The 25138-nt window shown below is 34.7% G+C and carries 19 protein-coding genes and 1 pseudogene; 10 read left to right on the forward strand and 10 right to left on the reverse strand.

Annotated elements, in window-relative coordinates; all coding sequences use genetic code 11:
• Window positions 1-417 precede the first annotated feature (417 nt).
• The 3 genes from OLM53_RS08995 (at window position 418) to OLM53_RS09005 (ending at window position 3786) form a co-directional block, all read left to right on the forward strand.
• Window positions 418-1542, forward strand: coding sequence for a hypothetical protein (locus OLM53_RS08995; RefSeq protein ID WP_264519898.1), 1125 nt, complete (start codon window positions 418-420; stop codon window positions 1540-1542).
• Between the two features lie 11 nt (window positions 1543-1553).
• Window positions 1554-2924, forward strand: a complete 1371-nt coding sequence (locus OLM53_RS09000) for an NYN domain-containing protein (protein ID WP_264519899.1) — start codon at window positions 1554-1556, stop codon at window positions 2922-2924.
• Between the two features lie 79 nt (window positions 2925-3003).
• On the forward strand, window positions 3004-3786 hold the full coding sequence (locus tag OLM53_RS09005; RefSeq protein WP_264519900.1) for an alpha/beta fold hydrolase: 783 nt from the start codon (window positions 3004-3006) through the stop codon (window positions 3784-3786).
• Here OLM53_RS09005 and OLM53_RS09010 read toward each other — a convergent pair.
• The 5 genes from OLM53_RS09010 to OLM53_RS09030 form a co-directional block, all read right to left on the reverse strand.
• The gene (locus tag OLM53_RS09010; protein ID WP_264519901.1) at window positions 3783-6542 is read right to left on the reverse strand and encodes a PD-(D/E)XK nuclease family protein; all 2760 of its coding nucleotides are present in this window, start codon (window positions 6540-6542) and stop codon (window positions 3783-3785) included. The genes OLM53_RS09005 and OLM53_RS09010 overlap by 4 nt on opposite strands.
• A gap of 62 nt (window positions 6543-6604) precedes the next feature.
• Window positions 6605-7999 (reverse strand): OmpA family protein, encoded by a 1395-nt coding sequence (locus tag OLM53_RS09015; protein WP_264519902.1) that lies wholly within the window; start codon window positions 7997-7999, stop codon window positions 6605-6607.
• Window positions 8000-8090: 91 nt separating this feature from the next.
• Window positions 8091-9281: a glycine C-acetyltransferase gene (gene kbl / locus OLM53_RS09020; RefSeq protein ID WP_264519903.1), complete on the reverse strand. Its 1191-nt coding sequence runs from the start codon at window positions 9279-9281 to the stop codon at window positions 8091-8093.
• 25 nt (window positions 9282-9306) lie between these two features.
• Window positions 9307-12447 carry a UvrD-helicase domain-containing protein gene (locus OLM53_RS09025; protein WP_264519904.1) on the reverse strand — a complete coding sequence of 1047 codons (3141 nt, stop codon included), beginning with the start codon at window positions 12445-12447 and terminating at the stop codon, window positions 9307-9309.
• Complete coding sequence (locus OLM53_RS09030) at window positions 12447-12929, reverse strand: GNAT family N-acetyltransferase (protein WP_319799849.1); 483 nt, start codon at window positions 12927-12929, stop codon at window positions 12447-12449. Before OLM53_RS09030 ends, OLM53_RS09025 begins: the two co-directional genes overlap by 1 nt.
• 153 nt (window positions 12930-13082) lie before the next feature.
• On the opposite strand from OLM53_RS09030, the gene OLM53_RS09035 reads away from it, so the two are divergent.
• Window positions 13083-13691: a superoxide dismutase gene (locus OLM53_RS09035; protein WP_264519906.1), complete on the forward strand. Its 609-nt coding sequence runs from the start codon at window positions 13083-13085 to the stop codon at window positions 13689-13691.
• An 800-nt stretch (window positions 13692-14491) separates the two neighbouring features.
• Here the strand turns inward: OLM53_RS09035 and OLM53_RS09040 are convergent.
• The 4 genes and pseudogenes from OLM53_RS09040 to OLM53_RS09055 all read right to left on the reverse strand — a co-directional run bounded on the left by OLM53_RS09040 (window position 14492) and on the right by OLM53_RS09055 (window position 18506).
• Window positions 14492-16389 (reverse strand): annotated as a pseudogene (locus tag OLM53_RS09040) (amidophosphoribosyltransferase).
• A 65-nt stretch (window positions 16390-16454) separates the two neighbouring features.
• Window positions 16455-17381, reverse strand: a complete 927-nt coding sequence (locus OLM53_RS09045) for a PfkB family carbohydrate kinase (RefSeq protein WP_264519907.1) — start codon at window positions 17379-17381, stop codon at window positions 16455-16457.
• Window positions 17382-17454: 73 nt separating this feature from the next.
• Complete coding sequence (gene rnhA / locus OLM53_RS09050; RefSeq protein ID WP_264519908.1) at window positions 17455-17934, reverse strand: ribonuclease HI; 480 nt, start codon at window positions 17932-17934, stop codon at window positions 17455-17457.
• Between the two features lie 2 nt (window positions 17935-17936).
• Window positions 17937-18506 carry a phosphoribosylglycinamide formyltransferase gene (locus OLM53_RS09055; RefSeq protein WP_264519909.1) on the reverse strand — a complete coding sequence of 190 codons (570 nt, stop codon included), beginning with the start codon at window positions 18504-18506 and terminating at the stop codon, window positions 17937-17939.
• A 247-nt stretch (window positions 18507-18753) separates the two neighbouring features.
• On the opposite strand from OLM53_RS09055, the gene OLM53_RS09060 reads away from it, so the two are divergent.
• The 6 genes from OLM53_RS09060 to OLM53_RS09085 all read left to right on the forward strand — a co-directional run bounded on the left by OLM53_RS09060 (window position 18754) and on the right by OLM53_RS09085 (window position 23976).
• Window positions 18754-18990 carry an acyl carrier protein gene (locus OLM53_RS09060; protein WP_007137004.1) on the forward strand — a complete coding sequence of 79 codons (237 nt, stop codon included), beginning with the start codon at window positions 18754-18756 and terminating at the stop codon, window positions 18988-18990.
• Window positions 18991-19166: 176 nt separating this feature from the next.
• Window positions 19167-20420 carry a beta-ketoacyl-ACP synthase II gene (fabF, locus tag OLM53_RS09065; RefSeq protein WP_264519910.1) on the forward strand — a complete coding sequence of 418 codons (1254 nt, stop codon included), beginning with the start codon at window positions 19167-19169 and terminating at the stop codon, window positions 20418-20420.
• A gap of 7 nt (window positions 20421-20427) precedes the next feature.
• Complete coding sequence (gene rnc, locus OLM53_RS09070; protein ID WP_264519911.1) at window positions 20428-21168, forward strand: ribonuclease III; 741 nt, start codon at window positions 20428-20430, stop codon at window positions 21166-21168.
• 114 nt (window positions 21169-21282) lie between these two features.
• Window positions 21283-21771 (forward strand): IPExxxVDY family protein, encoded by a 489-nt coding sequence (locus tag OLM53_RS09075; RefSeq protein WP_264519912.1) that lies wholly within the window; start codon window positions 21283-21285, stop codon window positions 21769-21771.
• A 5-nt stretch (window positions 21772-21776) separates the two neighbouring features.
• On the forward strand, window positions 21777-23207 hold the full coding sequence (gene pyk / locus OLM53_RS09080; protein WP_264519913.1) for a pyruvate kinase: 1431 nt from the start codon (window positions 21777-21779) through the stop codon (window positions 23205-23207).
• A 28-nt stretch (window positions 23208-23235) separates the two neighbouring features.
• Window positions 23236-23976 (forward strand): Bax inhibitor-1/YccA family protein, encoded by a 741-nt coding sequence (locus OLM53_RS09085; RefSeq protein ID WP_264519914.1) that lies wholly within the window; start codon window positions 23236-23238, stop codon window positions 23974-23976.
• Window positions 23977-24027: 51 nt separating this feature from the next.
• On the opposite strand, the gene dinB is transcribed toward OLM53_RS09085, so the two are convergent.
• Window positions 24028-25110 (reverse strand): DNA polymerase IV, encoded by a 1083-nt coding sequence (dinB, locus tag OLM53_RS09090; protein WP_264519915.1) that lies wholly within the window; start codon window positions 25108-25110, stop codon window positions 24028-24030.
• Window positions 25111-25138: the final 28 nt, after the last annotated feature.

Consider the following 25138-nt stretch of genomic DNA (forward strand, 5'->3'; position numbering starts at 1 on the left):
TAAGAAATTATAGTATAAAAATAATAAATTATATATAAATAGGTGATTCTATTATATAAATATGTCAATATAATACATAAATATGTATTTGTATTATACAAATATGACATTACATTATAAAAATATATCATTTCATTATATGTATATGACACAATACTAAATAAATATAACATTTTAATAAATTTATTTGTCATATAATGATATGTATATGAGGTATTATGACATAAATACTATCTAAGTTTTTTATGGTGTGGTTTTTGATAAAAATAAAGCGCATTGTGGATATAATTTTTTATGCATTTTCGTTTTACTTATAAAAAAGCAAAAACGGGCAAAAAAGATTGTGTAAACAAGTTTTTCTTTTTATTTTTCTGACAATGATTAGGTATAAAACAATAACTCATAAACTTTAGAAACGTGCGTTTTATTATCCATAGAAATTTAAACACTAAGTCTTCCGGAGATTCCTATAATCTTGGAAAAATAATGCTCTATGCTTTGGGCGAAAAAATACATCTGTCAGGTATAAGCGAATATAATTATTTTATGCTTGAAGCACATGATAAGGAAGACAACGTACTATTTATGCTAAGTTATTTAATAAATAGTGTGGACGAAGAGGCAAAGCAACAGTATCGGGATGCGATGAAAAGCATAAAAGGGTATCAGCAAATAAAAAACAAAGATTCCAAAGTAATCATCCAGTATAATCTTCTAAAAAAAGCGATTCATAATCATTTTGAAGTTGCCATAAACGAGTATTATCAATACTTAAATAAATCTTTTGATCTGGAACATTTCAAAGATTTGATAGAGTATGAACAAGTTAATTTTTATCATCTAAAGGATTTGGATAGCATTTACAATAATCCCAAAGTGACCCCATTAACAGCGGTTTTGTCATTACAACTGCCCGAAGAAGAAGGGGAATTTCCTATCCTTTTTTTGACGAATGAAGATATTGATAGTCAACCTAATTTAAAATTGAAAACCTTTTCGCCTAAATCGAAAGCTGCTGAAACATTGATCAACAGCTATGTAACCGATGTATTTCAGTTTCCCTCAGTAGTTAGAGTTCCTGCTACCATGATGAAATCTTTGGCTTCTGAATTTTCAAAAAAAACGAAAGACATTAAAGAAAAACTAAACCAATGGGCCAAACTATGTTTTGACAATCCTAACACCAACGAAGGGTTAACATTTTTTAGAGCGCAAGTACTACCGCTTATTGAAGAATATAAAAAGACAGCGCTAGACACTCAAGTGGGTAAAGAACTCATAAAGGTTAATTTGCCTGGTAACTTTGGGTTTTTACAATTTGGGGAAATGCCCGTTGAAAAAATTTGGGAACTAATGTTAGCCAATGACAACTGTACAGAAGAAGAATACCAAGAACTGTTGAAACTAAAAGAGACTCAGGCACCAAAGTATGATGGCCGATGGCCTGTAGTTTTTTTTAGAGAAGAAGGCATCAAAGAAATTAAAAGAGAAGAAGAATTGGCAAAAATGCCCAGTACCAGAAAAACATTAGATATCGATTAAACTTATAATTTATGAAAACACAAAACTTACAGTATGTTACCGCCGATTTGTCGCTAATAGCAAACACTATCGAAATCAAAGCCATAGATGATTTTTGTCAACTAATAGAAAAGCATCATGTTAGAGAAGTGTTTTTGGATAGTAATCTAGACAACTTTGCCATTGCTTACCATAATTTTTTGCTAGCTATACCCAGAAAAGAATTTAAAACGCTAGACGATTATCGCAACGCCGCCATTTATAATTTTGAGCGGGCCAGTGACTATTATGAGGCACAATTACTCAACATCAAAACCTATGAAAATTTCGAATTATTGAAAACTAGTGGCGTTCAAGATCCCGAACTTTACAAAACTATGGATAGTAAAAAATTCATGGAGGGCTACCAGCAAGTAGTTGCTTATCTTGATCAAATTCAGGACAAGTCACACTCATTTAAAAATCCTTATGAACTCTATACTTTTGCCACTGAAAATCAATTTGAAAACTTTGACCAATTTTTTAATGCTTTTCAAAAAGGATTTACGAATTTACACGAATTTGAAATAGCTAAAGAGCGAGGATTTACAGTAGCATCTGAATACAAAGAGGCGATGAATAATGGTTTTAGAGATTTTGAAATCTATAAAGAAGCCCAAGATATGGGTATTACAACCATTGATGAATATGAACAAAAGTTTCATTTAGAAAATAATGATGAGAACTGTATCCACGACCAAAAAGTACTGCTATTATTATTGAGTAAAATTGATCAAGGCAAAAAAGTGGGGCTAAACAAATTAAAAACGCTCTTTGAAGAAGAATTAAAAGCCTATCAAAATCAAGAAAAAAAGTTACCTTCTTGGTTTACAACTACACTAAATGATACTGAATCATTAATAGCGTTTTTAACCAAAAATGAAAAAGCCATCAAACTAGGAGATTATGATGCCGACGGAGAATACTTTGAAATAAAACCATTAAATGACAGGAATGTAGTAATAGATGCTAGCAATGTAGCCCACAACAGTCAAGGCAATAAGGATAGTAAACCCACTATACAAAACATTATAACGATGGTTAAATTCTTGAAGACAAAAGGCTTTACAGATATTGTTGTTATTGCCGATGCCTCTTTAAGACACAAAGTGACCGATAAAGAAAAGCTGGAAGAACTAGAAAAAGAAGCCACATATTTCGTTGCTCCTGCCGAAACTTCTGCAGATACTTTTCTGCTTTCTATGGTCAAATCAAAACACTGTTTGTTAATTAGTAATGACACTTTTAGAGAGTATAAAGTAAAAGACTCTTGGCTGGCAGCCAATATTGATTATTTCAGATTAACGTTTATAATTACTCCAGAGGGAGTGATTATGCCCGAATTAGAAAAACAAAAAAAGTAACTTGTGACTAACACAATTCGTGACTTCTGAATTCATTCGATTCTTTGTGGTTAAATAACTTAACCCTACTTTTGTAATCATGGAAGCCTTGTTATACAAAAACACTAAAATCTCCTATACCGACGAAGGTAAAGGCACCGCTGTGGTGTTATTGCACGGTTTCCTAGAAAACAAAACCATGTGGAAGGCATTTGTACCCGAATTATCCAAAAAACATCGTGTTATCACTATTGATTTGTTAGGCCATGGCGAAACAGAGTGCCTAGGTTACGTGCACCTGATGGAAGACCAAGCGGATATGCTTCATGCTTTATTGATGCATCTTAAAATTAGAAAAGCGGTTTTAGTAGGGCATTCAATGGGAGGTTATGTGGCTTTGGCTTTCGCCGAATTACACCCTGAATATATGAAAGGATTGTTTCTTTTGAATTCTACTTCCCGCTCGGATAGTGACGAACGTAAAATCAATCGCGACCGAGCTATCGTTTGTGTGAAACAAGATTATACCAACTTCGTACGCATGTCTATTACCAATCTCTTCAGCGAAGACAATCGAGAAATATTGGCAAAGGAAATTGAAAAAGTAAAAAAAGAAGCACTCAAAACTCCGTTACAAGGTATTGTAGCTGCTCTAGAAGGGATGAAAATTCGAAAAGACCGTGAAGTCCTGCTGCATTTTGCGCCATATCCTATTCAGTTAGTGCTTGGAAAGAAAGACGGTGTCCTTGTTTACGAAGACAACATCGACCAAATAGAAGACACGAAAGTAGCCTTAACCACATTTCCTGACGGACACATGTCGCATATTGAAAATGAAAAAGCATTATTGAAAGTGTTACTAGATTTTTTGAAGAAGGTTTAGTTTAGCTTTTCCTCAAATGGAATTTCTATATTCAGAATTTCTTGAAGTAAAATAACTATTTGTTCCAAATAATCATTCATGATCTCAGGAGTAACGACTTCTATAGCCTCTTTATCTTGTTTAAAATTGAAAGGCAAGAATCCTGATTTTAAGTTTTTAAACGAAATGATTCCGGCTTCTATTTCTAGTCCTTTGGCTTGTTCTTCAAACATAAAAGCATATGCTAACACCTGAATGATTTTGTCGTTTTTGATGTCTTCGGTCAAACCGTTCCAATCTTTTAAAGTAACACTTAGTTTATCTACTTTTCCTGTCTTGTAATCAATAATTCTGATTTTGCCGTTTCGCTTTTCAATTCGGTCCACATTTCCTTTAATCAGCACAGGAAAAGGCAAACGAGGGTCTTCTAGGGTTCTTTCAAAGGTTTCTTCTAAGGCTATGATCTGAACTTCATCTCCCTTTTCAAGAGCTTCTTGTTCGAGTTTTAGGAAATTGGACACATTTCTTTTAGCTACTTCATAAGCCAATAAGTTTCGTCCTTTTTTGATTTCTCCTTCTTTGTAGACCAGCTTGAATTGGTTCAACACCTCATCATCTATCTTTTGAAAACAACTTTTAATATCATCGACGGTTAACAATCTTCCAATGAAAGGTTTATACAGCTCCTCCAAAGCCCCGTGAATAATCGTTCCCAAAGTATTCACAGCTATGTTTTCTTCGACCTCATCTGTTTCCGAAATACGCAAAATCCTTTGAAAATAAAACTGTATCGGATTTCTAATATATGTGGTCAACGAAGATGGTGAAAATCCTTTTTCCGCTATTTCTCTTAAACGTGTCAATACACTTTCTGTTTTAGGAACCACAATAGGTAGGTGTGCAATATTGGGCACATTAGCATTGTAGTATTGAAAGGTCAGATTGTGATTAGTTTGTTTTTCTACCTCCAATTGTGTAATGAAACGACTCTTTTCACCCGCATCAAATCCTTCGCTATCCGAATTGTAAATCAGATAAATATTTTTGGCGCGTTGTAACAAATGGTAAAAGTGATAGGTATAAATGGCGTCCTTTTCTTTGAAAGTTGGCAATCCATATTCGCGTTTTACATCATACGGGATAAAGGAATTAGTGCTTTTCCCTGCTGGAAATTTCCCTTCATTTACCGAGGTGATAATCACCGTTTCAAAATCGAGTACACGGCTTTCAAGCACTCCCATGATTTGCAAACCGGTTAGTGGTTCTCCTTCAAAAGAAACTTCGGCTACATCAATCACTTGCTTATAGATGGCTTGGAGCGTTTTAATATCATCAATTTTTTGGTGTTCTGAGAAATACGAAATCATTTTATTAATGACTTTAAACACTGAATATACAAAGGCATTGGTAATCTTTTCTTCTTCATTGTCATAACTCAGATTTCCTTTGACTTTAAGCAGAATTTGCGAAAGATTTTCTAAGACATTTACAGAAGTAGTATCCCATTTTTGAAATAACAATTGAAACAATTCATTGTTTTCGGGATGCAATTCTTCTAGTTTCTTATGGGTAATGAAAGTGTAATTGTTTTTGTTAATTCGGGTAACCAATTCCCAACAATTGACGTAAGGTTCAATCAACGGATGCGTCAATATATCCAACACATCTTTGTAATACATCACATAATTGTTGGCATTTCTTGACAACGCATTAGTATGCAATTTGAAGAGTTTGCTAATCAATAATTGGGCAGGATTATTTTTGCTTGAGAATCCCATAGTAATATTCAAGGCATCCACACTTGCGGGTAATGAATGTAAAATAGGCAACAACAGACTTTCTTCGCCAAGAACCAAAGCCACGTTCTGAAGATTAGCATCAGATGCTAAAGTGTGCTTTTCAATAATACTTCCGGCTATTTTGGCTTGACCAATAGATTTGGAAGTAGCGATAACATGAATGTTCTTTTCTTCCTTAAAATTGTTTACAATCCATTCATAAGGATGTGTTTTATAATGAATCCATTCTGATTTAAACTTCCGTTGAAACAATCCTGCGTCGTGAAAAGAATCATGAAGTAACGATTCATCAATATCCCAATAGATTTTGGCCACATCTAAAGCTAAAAGGTGTTGGATAATCTTTTCTTCTGCTTGGTTAAGTGCATTGAATCCCGCAAAAATAAAGTGCTGGGAATTATTTTCCGAAAAATGGTCAAGGTTTCCAACGGCTTCACGATAAATCAATCCTTGATAACCAACTCCTTTATTGAGGAGAGAATCGTAAAGTGCATGATAATAGGTTGGGAGTTTTTTCCAGAACGCTAAATAGTTTTCTATAAGATCCGTTCGTTTGTCTATATCCACCGACCAATGTTCTATTTCCTTAATATTTTCAAGGTATTTTAGAATATCATTGGGATTTAAAAGATATCGGTCTATTTCGTTGAAATCTTGTAGTAATGTCTTGGCCCAATTGGCAAAAGTTTCAAAAGAATCAGGCTCTTCATTTTGGGTTATCTCAAGATAGACTTCATAAAAATCGAATAATAGTTCAACACTATCTATAGAACGAATCCCAGCAATGTCTTGAATAAAGTCTTCAATGCTTATGATTTCAGGGGCAAAAACATTCTTTGAAATTAATGTCTTTAAGGCATCTAGCAGAAATACTTTGGCTCTTTTATTGGGAAGAACAATCGTCAATTCTGAAAAATTATCAGAATGCAATTTTATAATTTCTTGAGCTAGTTGATGTAGAAAAGTGGATTTTGACATTCTATAAAAATAAAAAAACGCCCCGAATATCGGAGCGTTTTCTTAAAATATTTTAAAGGAAATTATTTTACTAATTTCACTTCTACTCTTCTGTTATTAGCTTTACCAGCTTTAGTTTTATTAGTATCGATTGGTTTAGATTCACCGAAACCAACTGAAGATAATCTTGAAGTTGCAATACCGTTTTCGATTAAGTAATTTTTAACCGCAGCAGCTCTGTCTTCAGATAATTTTTGGTTAGTAGCATCTTTACCATCGCTATCTGTGTGACCTTCGATAGAGAAGTTTGAAGATGGGTACTCTTTCAAGATAGCAACAATAGCTTGTAATACTGGGTAAGTTTGTTGTTTAAATGAAGCTTTTGCAGTATCAAACAAGATTGTTTTAGCATAGTCATTTAATCTTTTTACTACCTCATCAGATACTTCTGGACAACCATTATTAGCTACAGTTCCTGCAACATCTGGACATTTGTCATCTTTATCTAAAACTTTATCTCCATCTCTATCTGGCCAAGGACAACCACCGTTTTCTTTTGGACCTTTAACATCTGGACATTTGTCTGATTTGTCAGTAACACCGTCACCGTCAGCATCTGGACATCCACCTAAAGATTTTAAACCAGCAACATCTGGACAAGCGTCATCTTTGTCAGCAATTCCATCTCCATCAGTATCAGGACAACCATTGAATTCAGCTGGACCAGCAACATCTGGACAAGCATCATCTTTATCAGCAATTCCGTCAGCATCTGTGTCAGGACAACCATTAAATTGTTTTAAACCTGCAACATCTGGACATGCATCATCTTTATCATAAATTCCGTCTCCGTCTGTATCTTTCCCTCCAAATTTGAATGTAATCCCTGCAAAATGTTGCATGTGAGATGGCATATCTTCACGAACATCTTCGTATGATTGTTTGTAAGTTGAACGCCAAGACAAACCTACAGTTTCAGTAAACCAGTAAGTTAAACCTAAACCTCCGTTTAATGTTCCTGCATGTAAATCATCACCTAGCCAAGTATAACCTCCACCAATATGAATAGATGGGTCAATCGTTTTAGATTTGATTAAGCTCATTAAACTATAGTTAATAACTGCATCTACAGCATAATAATTTAAATCTCCTGGATTAACTACTGTATATGGACCATCAGCAACTCTTGGTAATACATACTTAGAAATTTTGTTAACAGAACCTGTAACTCCAAAAGAAAAATTACTTCCAACGTATTTAGATACGTTTAAATAAGAGACAGAAGAAATCATATTCCAATTGTCTTTTGCATTAAAAAACTGAGATAATTGATCCTCTAATTTAGAAGCAGCACTTACTCTTGTATCTACTGCGTTAGCCCCAAACGATATCGCCCAAGGGTTGTTACTGTCTTGAGCCTGTGAGCTGAATCCAGCTAACATTACCAAAGCAACGAATAATTTGTTAAGATGTTTCATACTTAATTTGATTAGATTATAAATGGTTATAATGGGCAAAAGTAATACCTATTAATATAATATCAAAATGTTATTGTTAAAATATGGTTAATTAGATGATATTTAGTGCATTTCCAACCTCGGTAAAGGCTAAAATTGCCTTATCAAGATGCTCTTTTGTGTGAGCTGCAGATAATTGCACTCTGATACGAGCTTTGTCTTTTGGCACCACTGGATAAAAGAATCCGATTACATAAATCCCTTTTTTAAGCAATTCATCAGCCATAATTTGCGATAATTTAGCATCATACAACATCACTGGAACTATGGCGGAATCACCATCAATGATGTCTAAACCAGCTTTTTTCATTCCAGCTTTGAAATAGTTAGTATTCCATTCCAGTTTATCTCTTAAAGTGGTATCCTTTTCCAATAATTCAAAGACCTTGATAGAAGCTCCAACAATAGCAGGAGCTAAAGAGTTTGAAAACAAATAAGGACGAGAACGTTGACGTAATATTTCAATCACTTCTTTTTTTGCAGTGGTGTAACCTCCCATGGCGCCTCCTAATGCTTTTCCTAAGGTTCCAGTAATGATATCAACTCTGCCCATAACTCCTTTCGCTTCTAAAGTGCCTTTCCCTGTAGTGCCTATAAATCCTGCAGCATGACATTCATCTACCATTACCAACGCATCATATTTATCAGCTAAATCACAGATTTTGTCTAATGGTGCTACCAATCCGTCCATAGAAAATACCCCATCAGTTACTATTAACTTGAAACGATGACCCGCTTCTACTGCTTTTTTTAATTGATTTTGTAAATCTTCCATATTGGAATTCTCGTACCGATAACGCGCTGCTTTACATAAACGCACCCCATCAATAATAGAAGCATGATTCAAACTATCGGAAATAATACAATCTTCTTCTCCTAATAACGGTTCGAAAACACCGCCATTAGCATCAAAAGCGGCGGCATATAATATAGTGTCTTCGGTTCCATAAAAATTAGCTATTTTTTGTTCTAATGTTTTATGAATATCCTGTGTTCCGCAAATGAAACGTACAGATGACATTCCGAAACCATGAGAATCCAAAGCATCTTTCGCTGCTTGAATCACTTCTGGATGAGAAGACAATCCCAAATAATTATTAGCACAAAAATTTAAAACGGTCTTACCATTGACTATAATTTCAGCTCCTTGTGGTGAAGTGATGATGCGCTCTTTTTTGAAGATCCCATTTTGCTCAATGGTGTTCAATTCATTTTGTAGGTGTTGTTGAATCTTTCCGTACATGTTTATTTTTAGTTGTTGTTTAAGTTTACAAATTTACCACTTCCAAAGTTTCTCCAATATATACTAAAGCCTTTTTAATGACTTTGAATCCCATTTTTTCAATGGCGCTTTGGTAGTTTTCTATTTGCTTTGTGTATTTCGCTTGATGTGCCCCTGTTTTATAATCGAGTAAATAGATTTCATTATTGTTGTTAATGACCATTCTGTCGGGCTTCACCAAATTTCCTTCTTTCTGCAAAATGGTCTTTTCATTTAAGACCTTGTTTTGATTTGAAAAGTAGAAGTGTAAATCAGGATGGTTGACAATTTCCTGAATCGTGGTTTCAACTTCTGTTCTTTGTGACGTTATAATCAATCCGTTTTCAATAGCTTTGATTAGCGCTAAGTCGATATCTTCTTTGGTTTCGACATAAGACAAGATTTCGTGTAAAACATTTCCAAACGCTATAGCTTCCTGTTGTTTGGTATTCCACATCAAACTTTCACGCTGAGCAATTTTAATACTTCTTGGATTCAGCGTTTCTGAAAGTTGTGGAATGGTTTCCGTTTCCTCTTTCAATTCTTTAGTTTCAGATAGCTTTTCGGCTTTGCCAAAAGAATAATCTAATTTTCCTTCTTCAAATCCTTTCCCTTCTAGAAATTGAATAAAAAAAGTGGCCATATTATTGGGATATTCTCCTTTATTGTTCCTAGTCTGCATCCCCGAAATAATATACAATTGCTCCTCTGCTCGAGTTAACGCGACGTATAGAACATTAATATTGTCTAATAATTCTTCTTGCTTTTTTTGTTGGTAAATTACATTTGCTTCCTCCCCATACCCTTCTACTTTATTGTTTTTATCTACCAAAGCTTTCGGCAAACCCATAATCTCTTCATCGGCGTTGAGCCACATTTTCTCGCGAGGTCCTTTGCTGTAATCTTCCTCTGCAAAAGGAAATATAACTACTGGAAATTCTAATCCTTTCGATTTGTGAATCGTCATTATTCTAACCGCATCATTCCCTTCTGGTGACGGAATGCTTAATTTTTGGGAGTTGTTATCCCAATAATATAGGAAATCTGAAATCCCAGCTTGGTTTTTTATATCACGCTCTAAGACAATATCCAAAAAGTACTGCACATAAGCATTCCGCTTTTCAATAGGCAACACTTTGGTAATAATGATTTCGGTAGCCTCATACAGAGATTTTTTTCTAATATTTTGAAACGAAAAATCAATACTAAAACCAATCAACCATTGTTGAAAATCCACTTCATTGACTTGCGCCATCCCTTGAGCGATAAAATCATGAATGGCTAGAATAGTTTGTTGTGAAGCTAAATAATAAAGGAAGTTAGCTTTTGATTGTAAGTCGTTGTTGTTTTTTAAGTAACGTAAAACATTCACAATGCCTTGCACTTCAGAAGATGCACCAAGAAGTAAGCTCTCAGAAGATAAAATCGGAATTCCTTTTTGGGTTAAATAATTGGCTACTTCCGTGCCATGAGTTTTTTTACGGGTTAGAATTACAATGTCTTTGTAGCGAAATCCTTTTTGCTTTACCTCAACAATCTTTTGCAAAGTAGCTTCTAAATACATTGCAGTTTTATCTAAACTTTCATCATCCGAAGCTTCCATTTTTGGGGTAAAAGAGATGGAAACATAGCCTCCCGTTTTTGAATTAAATTCTTGATGACTATGATTTTGGTACAAGTCTTTATAATCTTCATTCGAAAATTGTTGCGATAAGAATCCAAAGAATTGATTATTGAAATCAATAACTTCAGAATAACTTCGATAATTGGTTCCTAGAGAAAAGAGTTTTTTATCAGGATTAACAAACGGATTTTTAGTTTTACTTAACTCAATAAACTGCTCTGCTTTTCCACCTCGCCAGCGGTAAATCGATTGCTTTGGATCTCCCACAATCATCAACGACCCTTGTTCGCCATTCAAATCTTCACTCGAAAGCGAATTATCAATTAACGGAATCAGGTTTTGCCATTGCATTTCGGAAGTATCTTGAAATTCGTCAATAAAGAAATGGCGGTATTTTTCACCCAAACGCTCATAAATAAAAGGCGCTGGTTGGTTTTGAATTTGGTCGTTAATTAATTTATTAAACTCGGCTATAGAAAGGACATTTTGTTCTTTTTGAATCTTAGCCAACTCATTACTTACCGTATTCAACAAAGAAAGTGGTGTAATATTTTTTAAGAACGCTTCATAGAAATTTTTCTTTTCAAATTTTTTATAGATAGAAGCCAATATTTCAAGCAGATTGGGAATGATATTTTCAATAATGCCTTTGTCAGATGCTTTGCTATTGATTTGAATATCTTCAAAAGCATGAAACATTTTATTATTGGGATTGAAATTTTTATTTTTAATGCTATTCAAATGATTCGAAAACGTTTGTCTGGAAAATGAAGCTAAGTCAATTCCGTTATTATCAATCAATACTAAAGCTTCTGTTGCCAAATCAACTGTTTCTGATTCCAATTGCACAGCCAATTCAGCCAATTTGTTTTTGATTTCAATAAACTCGGCAATGGTCTTGTTATGAAAATGTGTGATTTCCTCTCGATTGTTTTCGTTTAAAATCAACCTCCCCGTTTCCATAATATCGCGAGACACATCCCAAGATTTATCATCATCGGTTTTCTCCATGGTGAAATCTACTAGTAAATTAGTCAAGGTTTCATCTTCTCCGGCTTGCGCAATAATAGCATCAATTGCTTCGGTCAAAAGGGTTTCTGTATCGGTAGTGGTTTCGAAGGTAATAGGCAAATTCAAATCGTGTGAAAAAGCGCGAATAACTTTTAAAGTAAATTTATCAATCGTCGAAATATCAAAAGCGGCATAATTGTGAATCAAGTTTTTGATAATGGCTTTGGCCTTTTCGGTGATTTTAGACAATGACAACCCAGTTTCTATTTGGATGTCTTGCATTAATTGAACGGCTTTCTCCGATGGTTTTTCCTTGGCAAACTCTGATAAACTCTCGACCACACGGCTTTTCATTTCGTGTACTGCTTTATTGGTAAACGTAATGGCTAGAATATTGCGATAAGCATCTGGCTTTTTGGAAAGCAAAATTATTTTCAAATATTCTTTAACCAAAGTATAAGTCTTACCTGAACCCGCCGATGCGTCGTATATGGAGAAAGCTGGTTTTTGCATTAGCTTTTTTGGATTAAATAAACAAAGTTCAACTTTGAGTCTTCGCCATAATATTCCACTTCATACTCGTCTACTTTTATAGCTCCTATTTTTTCAATCGCTTTTTGTGAACGATAATTGAACGCCCCTATGTGAAAATATACTTTATCCACATATTGAAAAGCGTAATCAAGCATCAGCTTTTTTATGGCTTTGTTGTATCCTATTCCCCAAAAAGGTTTTCCAATAAAAGTATAGCCAATTAAAATTGAATGATCATCTTCATTGTAATCATAAAATCTACTACTCCCGATGACACCATTGGTTTTGGTATCACGAATTAAAAAGGCTCCTTTAGAAAGCATAGCTCCTTCAAAATAATTTTGAAAAACATCCCGTTGATAACGCAATTTATTGGGGTGCTGTTCCCAAACCAAAGGATCGGAAGCTACTGCATACAATTCCTCAAAATCAGTTTCCTGTAAAGGGACTAATTGAATCATTTCGTTTTTTAAATGGACCGGCTGAAGGGGAAAGCTCATTAAAGTTTTGATATTGGTTTTTTCAATGGAATTATATAAAAATAGTATTTCTTTATACAAAGTTAAATGTATAAATTTGAATTCGTTTTAATACTAACTAAATATAAAAATATCATGGCTTTTGAATTACCGCAATTACCTTATGCTTACGATGCATTGGAACCTTATATTGATGCTAGAACAATGGAGATTCACCACTCTAAACATCACAACGCCTACACTACAAATCTAAATGCTGCTATAGCTGGAACAGATTTGGAAGGAAAAACAATCGAAAATATTTTAATAAATCTTGATATGAAAAACGCAGCCGTTCGTAATAACGGTGGCGGGTTTTATAATCACAATTTGTTTTGGAGAGTGATGGCGCCTAATGCTGGTGGAAAACCTTCTGGAGAATTAGCAGATGCTATTGATGCTGCTTTTGGTTCGTTTGACGAATTTAAAGCACAATTTGCAAAAGCGGGTGCGACACGTTTTGGATCGGGTTGGGCTTGGCTATCAGTTCACAAAGGAGGAAAGTTAGAAGTTACTTCTACTGCCAATCAAGATAATCCTTTGATGCCCGAAATTTCAAATGGTAGTTTCCCAATTTTAGGTATGGATGTTTGGGAACATGCTTACTATTTAAATTATCAAAACCGTCGTCCTGATTATATTGAAGCTTTCTTTAATGTAATTAACTGGACAGAAGTAGCCAGATTGTACGCTACAGAAAAATAAAAAAGAGATTCTGAATCAATAGACCGACTGTGAGAGCAGTCGGTTTTTTTATTGGGTATAGGCCTAAAAAATAAACAGGCGGAATCTCTTCCACCTGTTTGCCCCAAATCTACCATAAACTTAACCTACTAAATACTATGGTAACACAAAACTAAGCACAACTTGTTAAAAAACAAGGTTTTTTGTTAAAAATATATTGGGATGATAGGCAAATGAGAGTGAAATCTCTAATTTTCAATGATTATAGCGCTTAAATAAAATAAAAAAGGTGAAGTAAACTTCACCCTTTTTGCCCCAAATCTACCATAAACTTAACCTACTAATGCTATGGTGAAACAAATATATAAGGGATAGAATGCTATAAAAAAATATTTCGGATGAACTACATCAAAAATCGTTAAAGTCAATAGTATTGTTTATTAAGAGGAATTTACAGCTTGTAGAAAATAAAAAAGGTGAAAATTTCTTTTCACCCTTTTTGCCCCAAATCTACCATAAACTTAACCTACTAATGCTATGGTCCAACAAATATATAGGAGATATATTGCCCGAAAAAAATATTTTAGATGAATGACGTTAATAGTCGTTGAAGTCAATATTGTTCTTTTTGGAGAGGAATTTGAAGCATGTAGAAAATAAAAAAGGTGAAAATTTCTTTTCACCCTTTTTGCCCCAAATCTACCATAAACTTAACCTACTAATGCTATGGTGGAACAAATATATAGGGGATAGAATGCTAGAAACAAATAATTTAGATGAACTACATCAATAATCGTTAAAAGACAAAAAATGTTAAAATTTTAATACGCTCGTGCATTTTTCCCTTCGTAAAAGTTCATAAAGGCCTTGTTGGCCACCCGATTCCCCCTGGAGTTGGATAGTCTCCTGTGAAGTACCAATCTCCTAGATTTTTTGGACACGCTCTGTGTAAATTTTCTACGGTTTGGAATATGATTTTTACTTCCGCCTTAATATCTTCTGATTTCAATAGTTCGGCTATCTTATCTGATATTTCTTGGTCTGTAAAAGGCTTGTAGATTTCAGTTACAAAATTAACAACATCGGTGTCTTTATAATTAACTTGAGCTTTGCATTTGGCATAAACTTCATCTACAATGTGATATAAATTGCGCTCTTTCAACAAGGCTAAGGTAGCCTGAAAAGCTACTAGCCCTTCTAGTTTTGCCATATCAATACCATAACAATCAGGGAAACGAATTTGGGGTGCTGAGGAAACTACAACAATTCGTTTTGGATGTAATCGATCCATCATTTTGATAATCGACATTTTTAAGGTTGTACCTCTAACAATGCTGTCGTCAATAATTACCAAATTATCCGTTGGCTTAATTACCCCGTAAGTAACATCATAAACGTGAGCTACTAAATCATCGCGACTGCTATCTTCGGTAATAAACGTTCTTAGTTTAGCATCCTTAATGGCTATTTTTTCTGTTCTAATTTTTACTGAAAGGATTTCTTCTAGTTTTTCTTTAGTTAATGTTTTTCTATTATCCAGAATAAATTGATTTTTTCTTTGATTCAGAAAATCATTAGCCGCTTCTACCATTCCATAAAAAGAGGTTTCAGCCGTGTTGGGAATATAAGAGAACACTGCATTATCGGTGTCGTTTTCAATGGCTTCTAATACCGCTGGCAGAATTAATTTACCTAACTCTTTTCGTTCTTGATAAATCTCGGCATCACTCCCTCTGGAAAAATAAATGCGTTCAAACGAGCATGCTTTTTTAATCGTTGGCGTGATAATTTCTTCTTCTGTAATGATTCCGTTTTTCTTGATAATTAAAGCGTGCCCTGGTTGTAATTCCTGTACTTTTTCAAAAGGCACATTAAAAACCGTTTGTATGACGGGTCTTTCCGAAGCCACTACAACAATTTCATCATCCTCATAAAAATACGCAGGCCGAATTCCCGCAGGATCACGAAATACAAAGGCATCTCCATGTCCTAAAAGTCCAGCCATAGCATAACCGCCATCCCAACCACGAGATGCTTTTTTTAGAATAGTCCCTAAATTTAATTTTTCGGCAATAACGGGCGAGGCTTCTCTTTTTGATAAGCCGTTGTTTTTACATTCTTGGTACAAATCGGTAACAGCATCATCTAAAAAGTGCCCTATTTTTTCCATGACCGTAACGGTATCCGTCATTTCTTTGGGATGTTGGCCTAATTCTACCAAACTATTAAAAAGCTCAGTAACATTTGTCATATTAAAGTTCCCCGCCAAAATCAGGTTCCTATGCATCCAATTGTTTTGACGCAAAAAGGGATGAACACTTTCCAAACTATTTTTGCCAAAAGTACCATAACGAACATGCCCTAAAAACAATTCGCCTATATAAGGAATATGCTCTTTTTGCAATGCAATGTTATCTTGGTATTCCGGATGAAGTTGGAGTTCTTCATTAATTCTTTCATTAATTTGGGCAAAGACATCTTGAATGGCTTGTGTTTTGTTAGAACGCACTCTACTAATATATCGATCTCCAGGTTCTACATCAAATTTTATGGAGGCAAAGCCAGCACCATCTTGTCCACGGTTGTGTTGCTTTTCCATTAGCAAATACATTTTTTGAATGCCGTAGAAAGCCGAACCGTATTTTTCTTTGTAGAATTCTAATGGTTTTTTTAATCTTAAAAGTGCAATTCCACATTCGTGTTTTATGGCGTCGCTCATTGTTGTAGTGTGTTAGTTGTGTTGTTGTATAAAATAAAAATGCCCCGAAAATTCGAGGCATAAATTTAGGACAATTCTATATCAAATTGTGTTAACGCTTTGAATTGTTTTAGTCGTTGATTCACTTCTTCTTTTTTCAGTTCTACCATTCTTTCGGTTCCAAATTTCTCTACGCTGAACGACGCTAGATTAGAGCCTTGAATGATAGCGGTTTTCATCGTTTCAAAAGAGATGTCTCCTTGTTGTGTAATGAATCCTGCAAATCCACCAGCAAAAGTATCTCCTGCTCCTGTTGGATCAAATACATCGGCCAAAGGCAATGCTGGAGCAAAGAAAATATGCTCGTCATGGAAAATCAACGCTCCGTGTTCTCCTTTTTTAATCACTACATACTTTGGACCCATCGTGTGAATCTTAGCCGCTGCTTTTACCAAAGAGTATTCTCCCGATAACTGACGAGCTTCTTCATCATTGATAGTAATAACATCCACACGTTGTATTACGTCTAACAATTCTGGTAAAGCGCAATCCATCCAAAAGTTCATAGTGTCTAAGACTACTAATTTTGGTTTTTTGGTCATTTGATTCAATACGCCTGTTTGTACTATCGGATGTAAGTTGCCTAACATCACAACATCAGCATCTTTGAAGTTTTCAGGAACAATCGGATTAAAATCGGCCAACACATTTAATTCGGTAGCCAAAGTATCTCTTGAGTTCATATCGTTATGATAACGACCGCTCCAAAAGAAAGTTTTTCCGCCTTTAACTACTTCAAGTCCAGAAATGTCAATGTTTCTTGAGGTCAATAAATCTAAATATTCTTGTGGAAAATCATCTCCAACTACAGAAACGATAGCTGATTGTAAGTTAAAATGCGAAGCAGAAAGTCCAATAAATGTTCCTGCGCCACCTAAAATCTTATCTGTTTTTCCGAAAGGGGTTTCGATAGCGTCAAAAGCCACCGTCCCTACTATTAAAAGTTTGTTCATTATCTGAGTTTCAAATTAAAGGCGCAAAGATAAGTTTTAAGTTTTAGAGTTGCAATGATTATCAAAAAGCAATTTACAACAGCTTCTGTTCTTCTTTTTCATAAAAAGCGTCTACAGATAAATTGGGTAAACCCGAAGCATAAACAGCTAATTCATCACAACGCTCGTTTTGCGGATGATTATTGTGTCCTTTTATCCATTTGAAATCGACTTGATGCTGACGGTAAATCTTTAAGAAGCGCATCCATAGGTCGGGATTTTTTTTGTCTTTAAAGCCTTTTTTCTCCCAACCGAAGACCCATTTTTTCTCTACTGCATCCACCACATATTTCGAATCAGAAATGACAAGAACTTTCGTATTTGGGTTTTTAATTTTCTCTAGACCTACAATTACTGCTAATAATTCCATTCGGTTATTGGTAGTATGCCTAAATCCTTCGTAGAATTCTTTTTTGTAATTCGTTCCTACTAATTCCATAACGACTCCATAACCCCCGTTTCCTGGGTTTCCTTTAGCAGCGCCGTCGGTGTAAATGTGGACTTGGTGTGTCAAAGTTAGAATTTAGATGTTAGAAGTTTTTCTATTATTTGAGGGAAATGTTTGTGTTCTAATTTATGAATTTTTGCAGCAATATCATCTGCTAATGCGCAATCATCTATGGCTACTTTTTCCTGAAAAATGAATTCCCCTTCATCATAATGTTCGTTTACATAATGAATAGTGATTCCTGTTTCTATCTCTTTGTTTTCCAAAACCGATTGATGAACCTTCATTCCGTACATTCCTTTTCCACCATATTTTGGCAATAACGCTGGATGAATGTTGATTATTTTATTGGTATAGGCCGCCACAATTGATTCAGGCATTTTCCAAAGAAATCCAGCTAAAACAATTAAATCAGGTTTAATTTCGTTGATTTTAGCTAAAACAGAACCTTCGTTAAGTTCTTCTCTGTTAAAGATTACTGTTGGGACATAATGCTGTTGGGCTTTTTCTAAAACTTTGGCATTCGGATTGTTTGTAAAAACTCCAACTACTACAATATCCTTGTTGTTTTTGAAGTATTGGATAATATTCTCCACATTGGAACCCGTGCCTGAAGCGAAAAGCAATATCTTTTTCATATGGATACACTATTGTTTTTTAAAGGAATATGTAATCGCCATCATATTATTGTTAATTGGCTATGGCGATTTCAGGTAAAACAAAATTACAGCACAAAAAAAGAATAAATACTTGAATTAAAACCCTGATGTTACAAGATTTTGAAATAAATTTTTTATTTTCGTTGCCACATTTACTAACAAAAGGGTTGTTTTAAAATAAAGTTTTTTATTTTTGCCAACAAATTTAAATTAAAAAATAGAAATTATGTCAGACATTGCATCAAGAGTTAAAGCTATTATTGTAGACAAATTAGGCGTTGATGAAAACGAAGTTGTAACAGAAGCAAGCTTCACCAATGATTTAGGAGCTGATTCATTAGACACTGTTGAGTTGATTATGGAGTTCGAAAAAGAATTTGACATCCAAATTCCAGACGACCAAGCTGAAAACATTGCTACTGTAGGTCAAGCTATTTCTTACATCGAAGAAGCAAAAAAATAATAATTACGAATCCGTGAAACTATAACCAGTTTCACGGATTTTTATTATTTTTACTAAAAAGTAAAAACTGATTGACATTCAATCTCAAAATATTGAAATACCCTTGTCTCTTTAATGATTACATTTGAAGAAAACATGGGTATTATTTGTTTAAATACAATTGTAAAAAATAAATTATGACGTTAAAGCGAGTAGTAGTAACAGGTTTAGGTGCGTTGACACCTATTGGGAATTCCATAGAAGAATATTGGAATGGCTTAGTCAACGGAAAAAGCGGCGCTGCTCCAATAACTTATTACGATACTGAAAAACACAAAACAAAATTCGCTTGCGAAGTAAAAAACTTCAATATCGAAGATTTCATGGATCGTAAAGAAGCCCGAAGAATGGATAAATTTGCTCAGTATGCTGTTGCTGCTAGTGAAGAAGCCATTAAAGATGCTGGAATTACAGATTCTAACGTTAACAAACAAAGAGTTGGTGTGATTTGGGGAGCCGGAATTGGCGGATTAGAAACTTTTCAAGAAGAAGTTATTAGTTACGCTCAAGGCGATGGAACTCCAAGATTTAATCCTTTCTTTATCCCTAAAATGATTGCTGATATTGCTCCTGCTCACATTTCTATGCGAAATGGTTTTATGGGGCCTAATTATACTACCGTTTCAGCCTGTGCTTCATCAGCCAATGCTTTGATTGATGCTTTCAACTACATTCGTTTAGGAATGTGTGATGTTATTATCTCTGGTGGTTCAGAAGCAGCGGTTACTATTGCTGGTATGGGTGGATTTAACTCGATGCAAGCCTTATCTACAAGAAATGATTCTCCTGAAACGGCTTCAAGACCCTTTGATGCCACTCGTGATGGATTTGTACTTGGCGAAGGTGCTGGTGCTTTAGTGTTAGAAGAATACGAACACGCCAAAGCTCGTGGGGCAAAAATTTATTGTGAAGTTGGTGGTGGTGGAATGTCATCGGATGCTTATCACTTAACGGCTCCTCATCCAGAGGGAATTGGAGTTATAGCCGTAATGCAAAACACTTTACGTGATGCAGGAATGTCTCCAGACCAAGTAGACCATATCAATACGCACGGAACTTCAACACCTCTTGGAGATGTTGCCGAATTAAAAGCCATCAGTGCTGTTTTTGGTGACCATGCAAAAAACATCAATATCAATTCAACTAAATCGATGACTGGCCACTTACTAGGTGCTGCCGGTGCGATTGAAGCTATTGCTTCTATATTAGCGATGAAACATGGTATTGTACCTCCAACAATTAACCATACTGTTGTAGATGAAAACATTGACCCAAGTTTAAACTTAACGCTGAACAAAGCTCAAAAAAGAGAAATTAATGTCGCGATGAGTAACACTTTTGGTTTTGGTGGACACAACGCTTGCGTTTTATTCAAAAAAATTGAAGCTTAATCTCTAGATGAAAATTCTAAAAAATATATTTAAAAATTCCCGTTCCTCAGAGGACGGGATTTTTTTTAAAGAAATTCAAAACATAATAGGATTTAAACCCCAATCTATTATTTATTACCAAAAAGCTTTTACCCATCGCTCTACTAATCAAATAGATGGCAAAGGCAACCCCATGAATTACGAACGCTTAGAGTTTTTAGGTGATGCTATGCTAAGTGCTGTAATTGCAGCTCATCTTTACAACAAAGCACCCGCTGGTGACGAAGGCTATTTGACCAAAATGCGTTCTAAAATTGTTAGTCGGGAACATTTAAATGAGTTAGGAAGAGATTTAAACTTAATCCGATTTGTGGAAAGTAAAGTCCCTACACAACATTTTGGAGAAAACATTCATGGTAATATTTTTGAAGCTTTAGTAGGTGCTATTTTCTTAGACAAAGGCTATGACTATTGTGAACGATTTATTCAAAAAAGCGTTATCATCCCTTATGTTGATATTGCCAAGTTGGAAGGAAAAGTAATCAGCTACAAAAGCTTGTTGATAGAATGGTGTCAAAAAGAGAAAAAATCATTTTATTATGATGTTTTTGATGACAATGGAAACGACGGGCAAAAATATTTTGGCGTAAAATTGAGTATCGACAATAAAGTAATTGCCAAAGCAAGAGCTACTTCAAAAAAGAAAGCAGAGGAAAAGGCGTCACAAAGGGCTTATTTTGTATTTCAAGAAAAAATAGATAAAAAATAAATCAGATTCGCAAAAAACTACAACGATTTCGTTCATAAAATAAAGTTAACCTAAACCGTTGTTTGTGAAAATCTGTGACAGATAAACTATATTTACCACAAATTTTGCAATACTATGGCGGTTCACAAATTGCATTTGGATGAGTTTGACAAAATAGATTATCAATTAATAGCTATTCATACATCGCTTGAAGATTATTTACTAGCCTATTCGATTAATCAAAAATTACCTGTTATTCTCAAAAAAAGCGATTGTGATATCCACATCAGTAACAAAGAAGGAGAAACTCAATTTACAAGGTTTATTTTTGAAGATAAAGAAACGGCTGTTGCATGGAATTTAATTCAAAATAAGAATGATATTTTACTTTCCGAGGCAAGAGTAAATCAAGGTTTATTTGCTGAAAACAACAGCAAATTCTCAACAAAAGCCTACTTTATTCCTGAGTTCAAAAAAGTAGATTATTTTTTAAAAATTGAAAATGGGGAAGATTATATTAATGTTGCCAACATAACCAATGAACTAAAAAAAATTAACCGTATAAGCACCCTTTACCCGGTTGATGTAGAAAAAATAAAGTCAAAAAATAATTTAATTTTTTAATTAAAATGCCAACAAGAAAAAAAACTAAGATTGTAGCCACACTAGGTCCTGCATGTAGTTCGAAAGAAGTAATAAAAAAAATGATTGATGCAGGAGTGAATGTCTTTCGTATTAATTTTTCTCATGCTGATTATACTGATGTAAAAGAGAGAATAGATATTATAAGAGGTTTGAGTGATGAATTTGGTTACAACACCTCCATTTTAGCCGATTTACAAGGACCAAAGTTACGTGTTGGGGTGATGAAAGAAGATGTCGTTGTCAACCCAGGAGATATCATCACATTTCAAACGGCTGAAGATATTCCTGGAACAAAAGATCGTGTTTACATGAACTACAAAGAGTTCCCTAGAGACGTTAATCCAGGAGAAAGAATATTGTTAGATGATGGAAAACTAATGTTTGAAGCTTTAGAAACAAATGGTACTACCGAAGTGGTTTGTAAAGTAATACAAGGCGGTCCATTGAAATCAAAAAAAGGAGTTAACCTTCCTAATACAAAAGTATCTTTACCAGCTTTGACTAAAAAAGACATCAAGGATGCTTTATTTGCAATTGAACAAGAAGTAGATTGGATTGCGCTTTCTTTTGTTAGAACTCCTGCTGATTTAGAAGAATTACAAGATTTAATTGCCAAACATTCGGCTTATAAAATTCCAATTGTGGCTAAAATAGAAAAGCCAGAAGCCGTTGAAAACATTGATAAAATTGTTGCTTTTTGCGATGGTTTGATGGTAGCTCGTGGGGATCTAGGAGTTGAAATTCCGGCTCACGAAGTGCCTTTAATTCAAAAGAAATTAATTCAAAGAGCTAAAACAGCTCGTATCCCAGTAATCGTGGCTACTCAAATGATGGAAACGATGATTACTAGTTTAACGCCAACGCGTGCTGAAGTAAATGACGTGGCCAACTCGGTAATGGATGGTGCTGATGCCGTAATGTTATCTGGAGAAACTTCGGTTGGAAATTATCCTGTCGAAGTAATCGAAAAAATGACTCAAATTATTGAAGCGGTTGAAGACTCTCCTTTAATTACTGTACCACAAAATCCACCTCACGTTAGAACGAAACGTTTTATTACCAAATCGATTTGTTATCACGCGGCAATCATGGCTAATGAGATTAAAGCAAAAGCCATTTCAACGTTAACAAACAGTGGTTATACAGCATTTCAGATTTCAGCTTGGAGACCTTCTGCGCATATTTTAGTGTATACTTCTAACAAAAGAATCTTGACCCAGTTGAGTTTACTTTGGGGAGTAAATGCTTTCTTTTATGACAAATTTGTAAGCACTGATGATACTGTTGGAGATGTAAATGATATTGCCAAAAAAAGAGGATATGTAAAAAAAGGCGATATGCTTATCAACCTTGCCGCTATGCCCGTTGCTGATAAAGGGATGGTGAATACATTACGTGTATCTGAAATAGAATAATTATATTTACTTTTTAAATTAATTACTTATGAACTCAAACAATCCGTTTTTTAAAACAAACGCTTTTAAGGAAAACAACGAAGTAACTCATGATGCTGTTATCATTGATTACAACCAAACTATGACCGTTTCTGGAACTGTTAATAAGAGTTTCCTAATGATCATTTTACTAATTGCTAGTGCTGCTATAACTTGGTCTATGCCTAATCCTATTGGGTTTGCTATTGCTGGAGCTATTATAGGGTTTGTTCTAGTGATAATTTCAACTTTTAAACCTCAACTTTCGACTTATTTAGCACCAGCTTATGCAGTTTTCGAAGGTCTTTTTATTGGGGGAATCTCAGCTATTTTCGAATACCAATATCCTGGAATTGTGATTCAAGCGGTTAGTTGCACTTTCGTAACTTTTATGGTGTGTCTTGCCTTGTACAAATATGAAATTGTAAAAGTGACCGATAAATTTAGATCGGTTGTTCTTGCTTCAACCATGGCTATTGCAACCTATTATTTGATTTCTTGGTTGTTTTCAATGTTTACTAGCTTCCAACCGGTTCATTATGGAAACTCTATGATTAGTATCGGAATCAGTGCTTTTGTAATTGTTATTGCGGCCTTAAATTTATTTTTAGACTTTGATCAAATAGAAAAAGGAGCCCAAAGCAAATTACCAAAATACATGGAATGGTATGGCGCTATGGGATTAATGATTACTTTAGTATGGTTATACATTGAATTCTTACGATTATTATCAAAACTGAACAGAAAATAATCTTCCCTGATACAAAAAAAAGAACCAGCTATATTGCTGGTTTTTTTATGTTTAAAAATCAAACTTCAATTGCACAACTACCGTCTTTTTGACTTCGGTATTTAGGTTATTTAAAGAAATACCCAACAAGCGGACTGATTCTTTCATTCGTTCTTGAAATAGGAGCTCTTTTGCCACCTCTAAGAGCAATCCTTTGTCGGAAATAAAGTAAGGCAATGTTTTGCTACGCGTTTGTGTCGTAAAATCGCTGTATTTGATTTTTAACGTTACCGTTTTTCCTGAAATGTTATATTTCTTCAAGCGGTTTTCTAATTCATTGGCTATCCTTTCTAGCTTTTCAATCATAAAGATTTCGGAAGTCAAGTTTTCATTAAAGGTATGTTCGGCTGCTACTGATTTTGTAATTCTATTGGGTTTTACTTGACTGTTGTGAATGCCGCGCACGATGTTGTAAAAATGCAAGCCACTTTTGCTAAAGTGTTCTTCAAGAAACTCTCTTGATTTTGATTTTAAGTCTTTGCCTGTAAAAATGCCTAAGTGATACATTTTATCCGTGGTAACTTTACCAATACCGTAGAACTTTTTGATGTCTAGGTTTTCCAAAAAACTTTCTACTTCCTCAGGATTTACGGTTTTTTGGCCGTTAGGTTTGTTATAATCGCTGGCAACTTTGGCAACGAATTTATTTACTGAAATTCCTGCAGAGGCTGTTAACCCAACTTCTTCAAAAATTCGTTTTCTAATTTCTTGGGCAATTAAGGAAGCGCTGGGATTCCCTTTTTTATTTTGGGTAACATCAAGGTAGGCTTCGTCAAGCGATAACGGTTCTACTAAATCGGTATATTCATGGAATATTTTTCGAATTTGTTTTGAGATCTCTTTGTAGCGTTCAAATCTTGGGCGAACAAAAATCAAATCAGGGCAATTCCTTTTGGCTTGAACACCACTCATAGCAGAACGAACTCCAAATTTTCTAGCTTCATAACTGGCTGCTGAAACTACTCCACGAACTTCACTTCCGCCAACAGCTAAAGGTTTTCCTTTTAAATCTGGATTGTCCATTTGCTCTACAGAAGCATAGAAAGCATCCATATCGATATGAATAATTTTTCTGTATGAGATTGGTTCCATCATCTCACAAATTTATAATATCTTTAGCTAC

Origin of the sequence: Flavobacterium sp. N1994 (genome assembly GCF_025947145.1) — a bacterium.
Lineage (GTDB): Bacteria > Bacteroidota > Bacteroidia > Flavobacteriales > Flavobacteriaceae > Flavobacterium.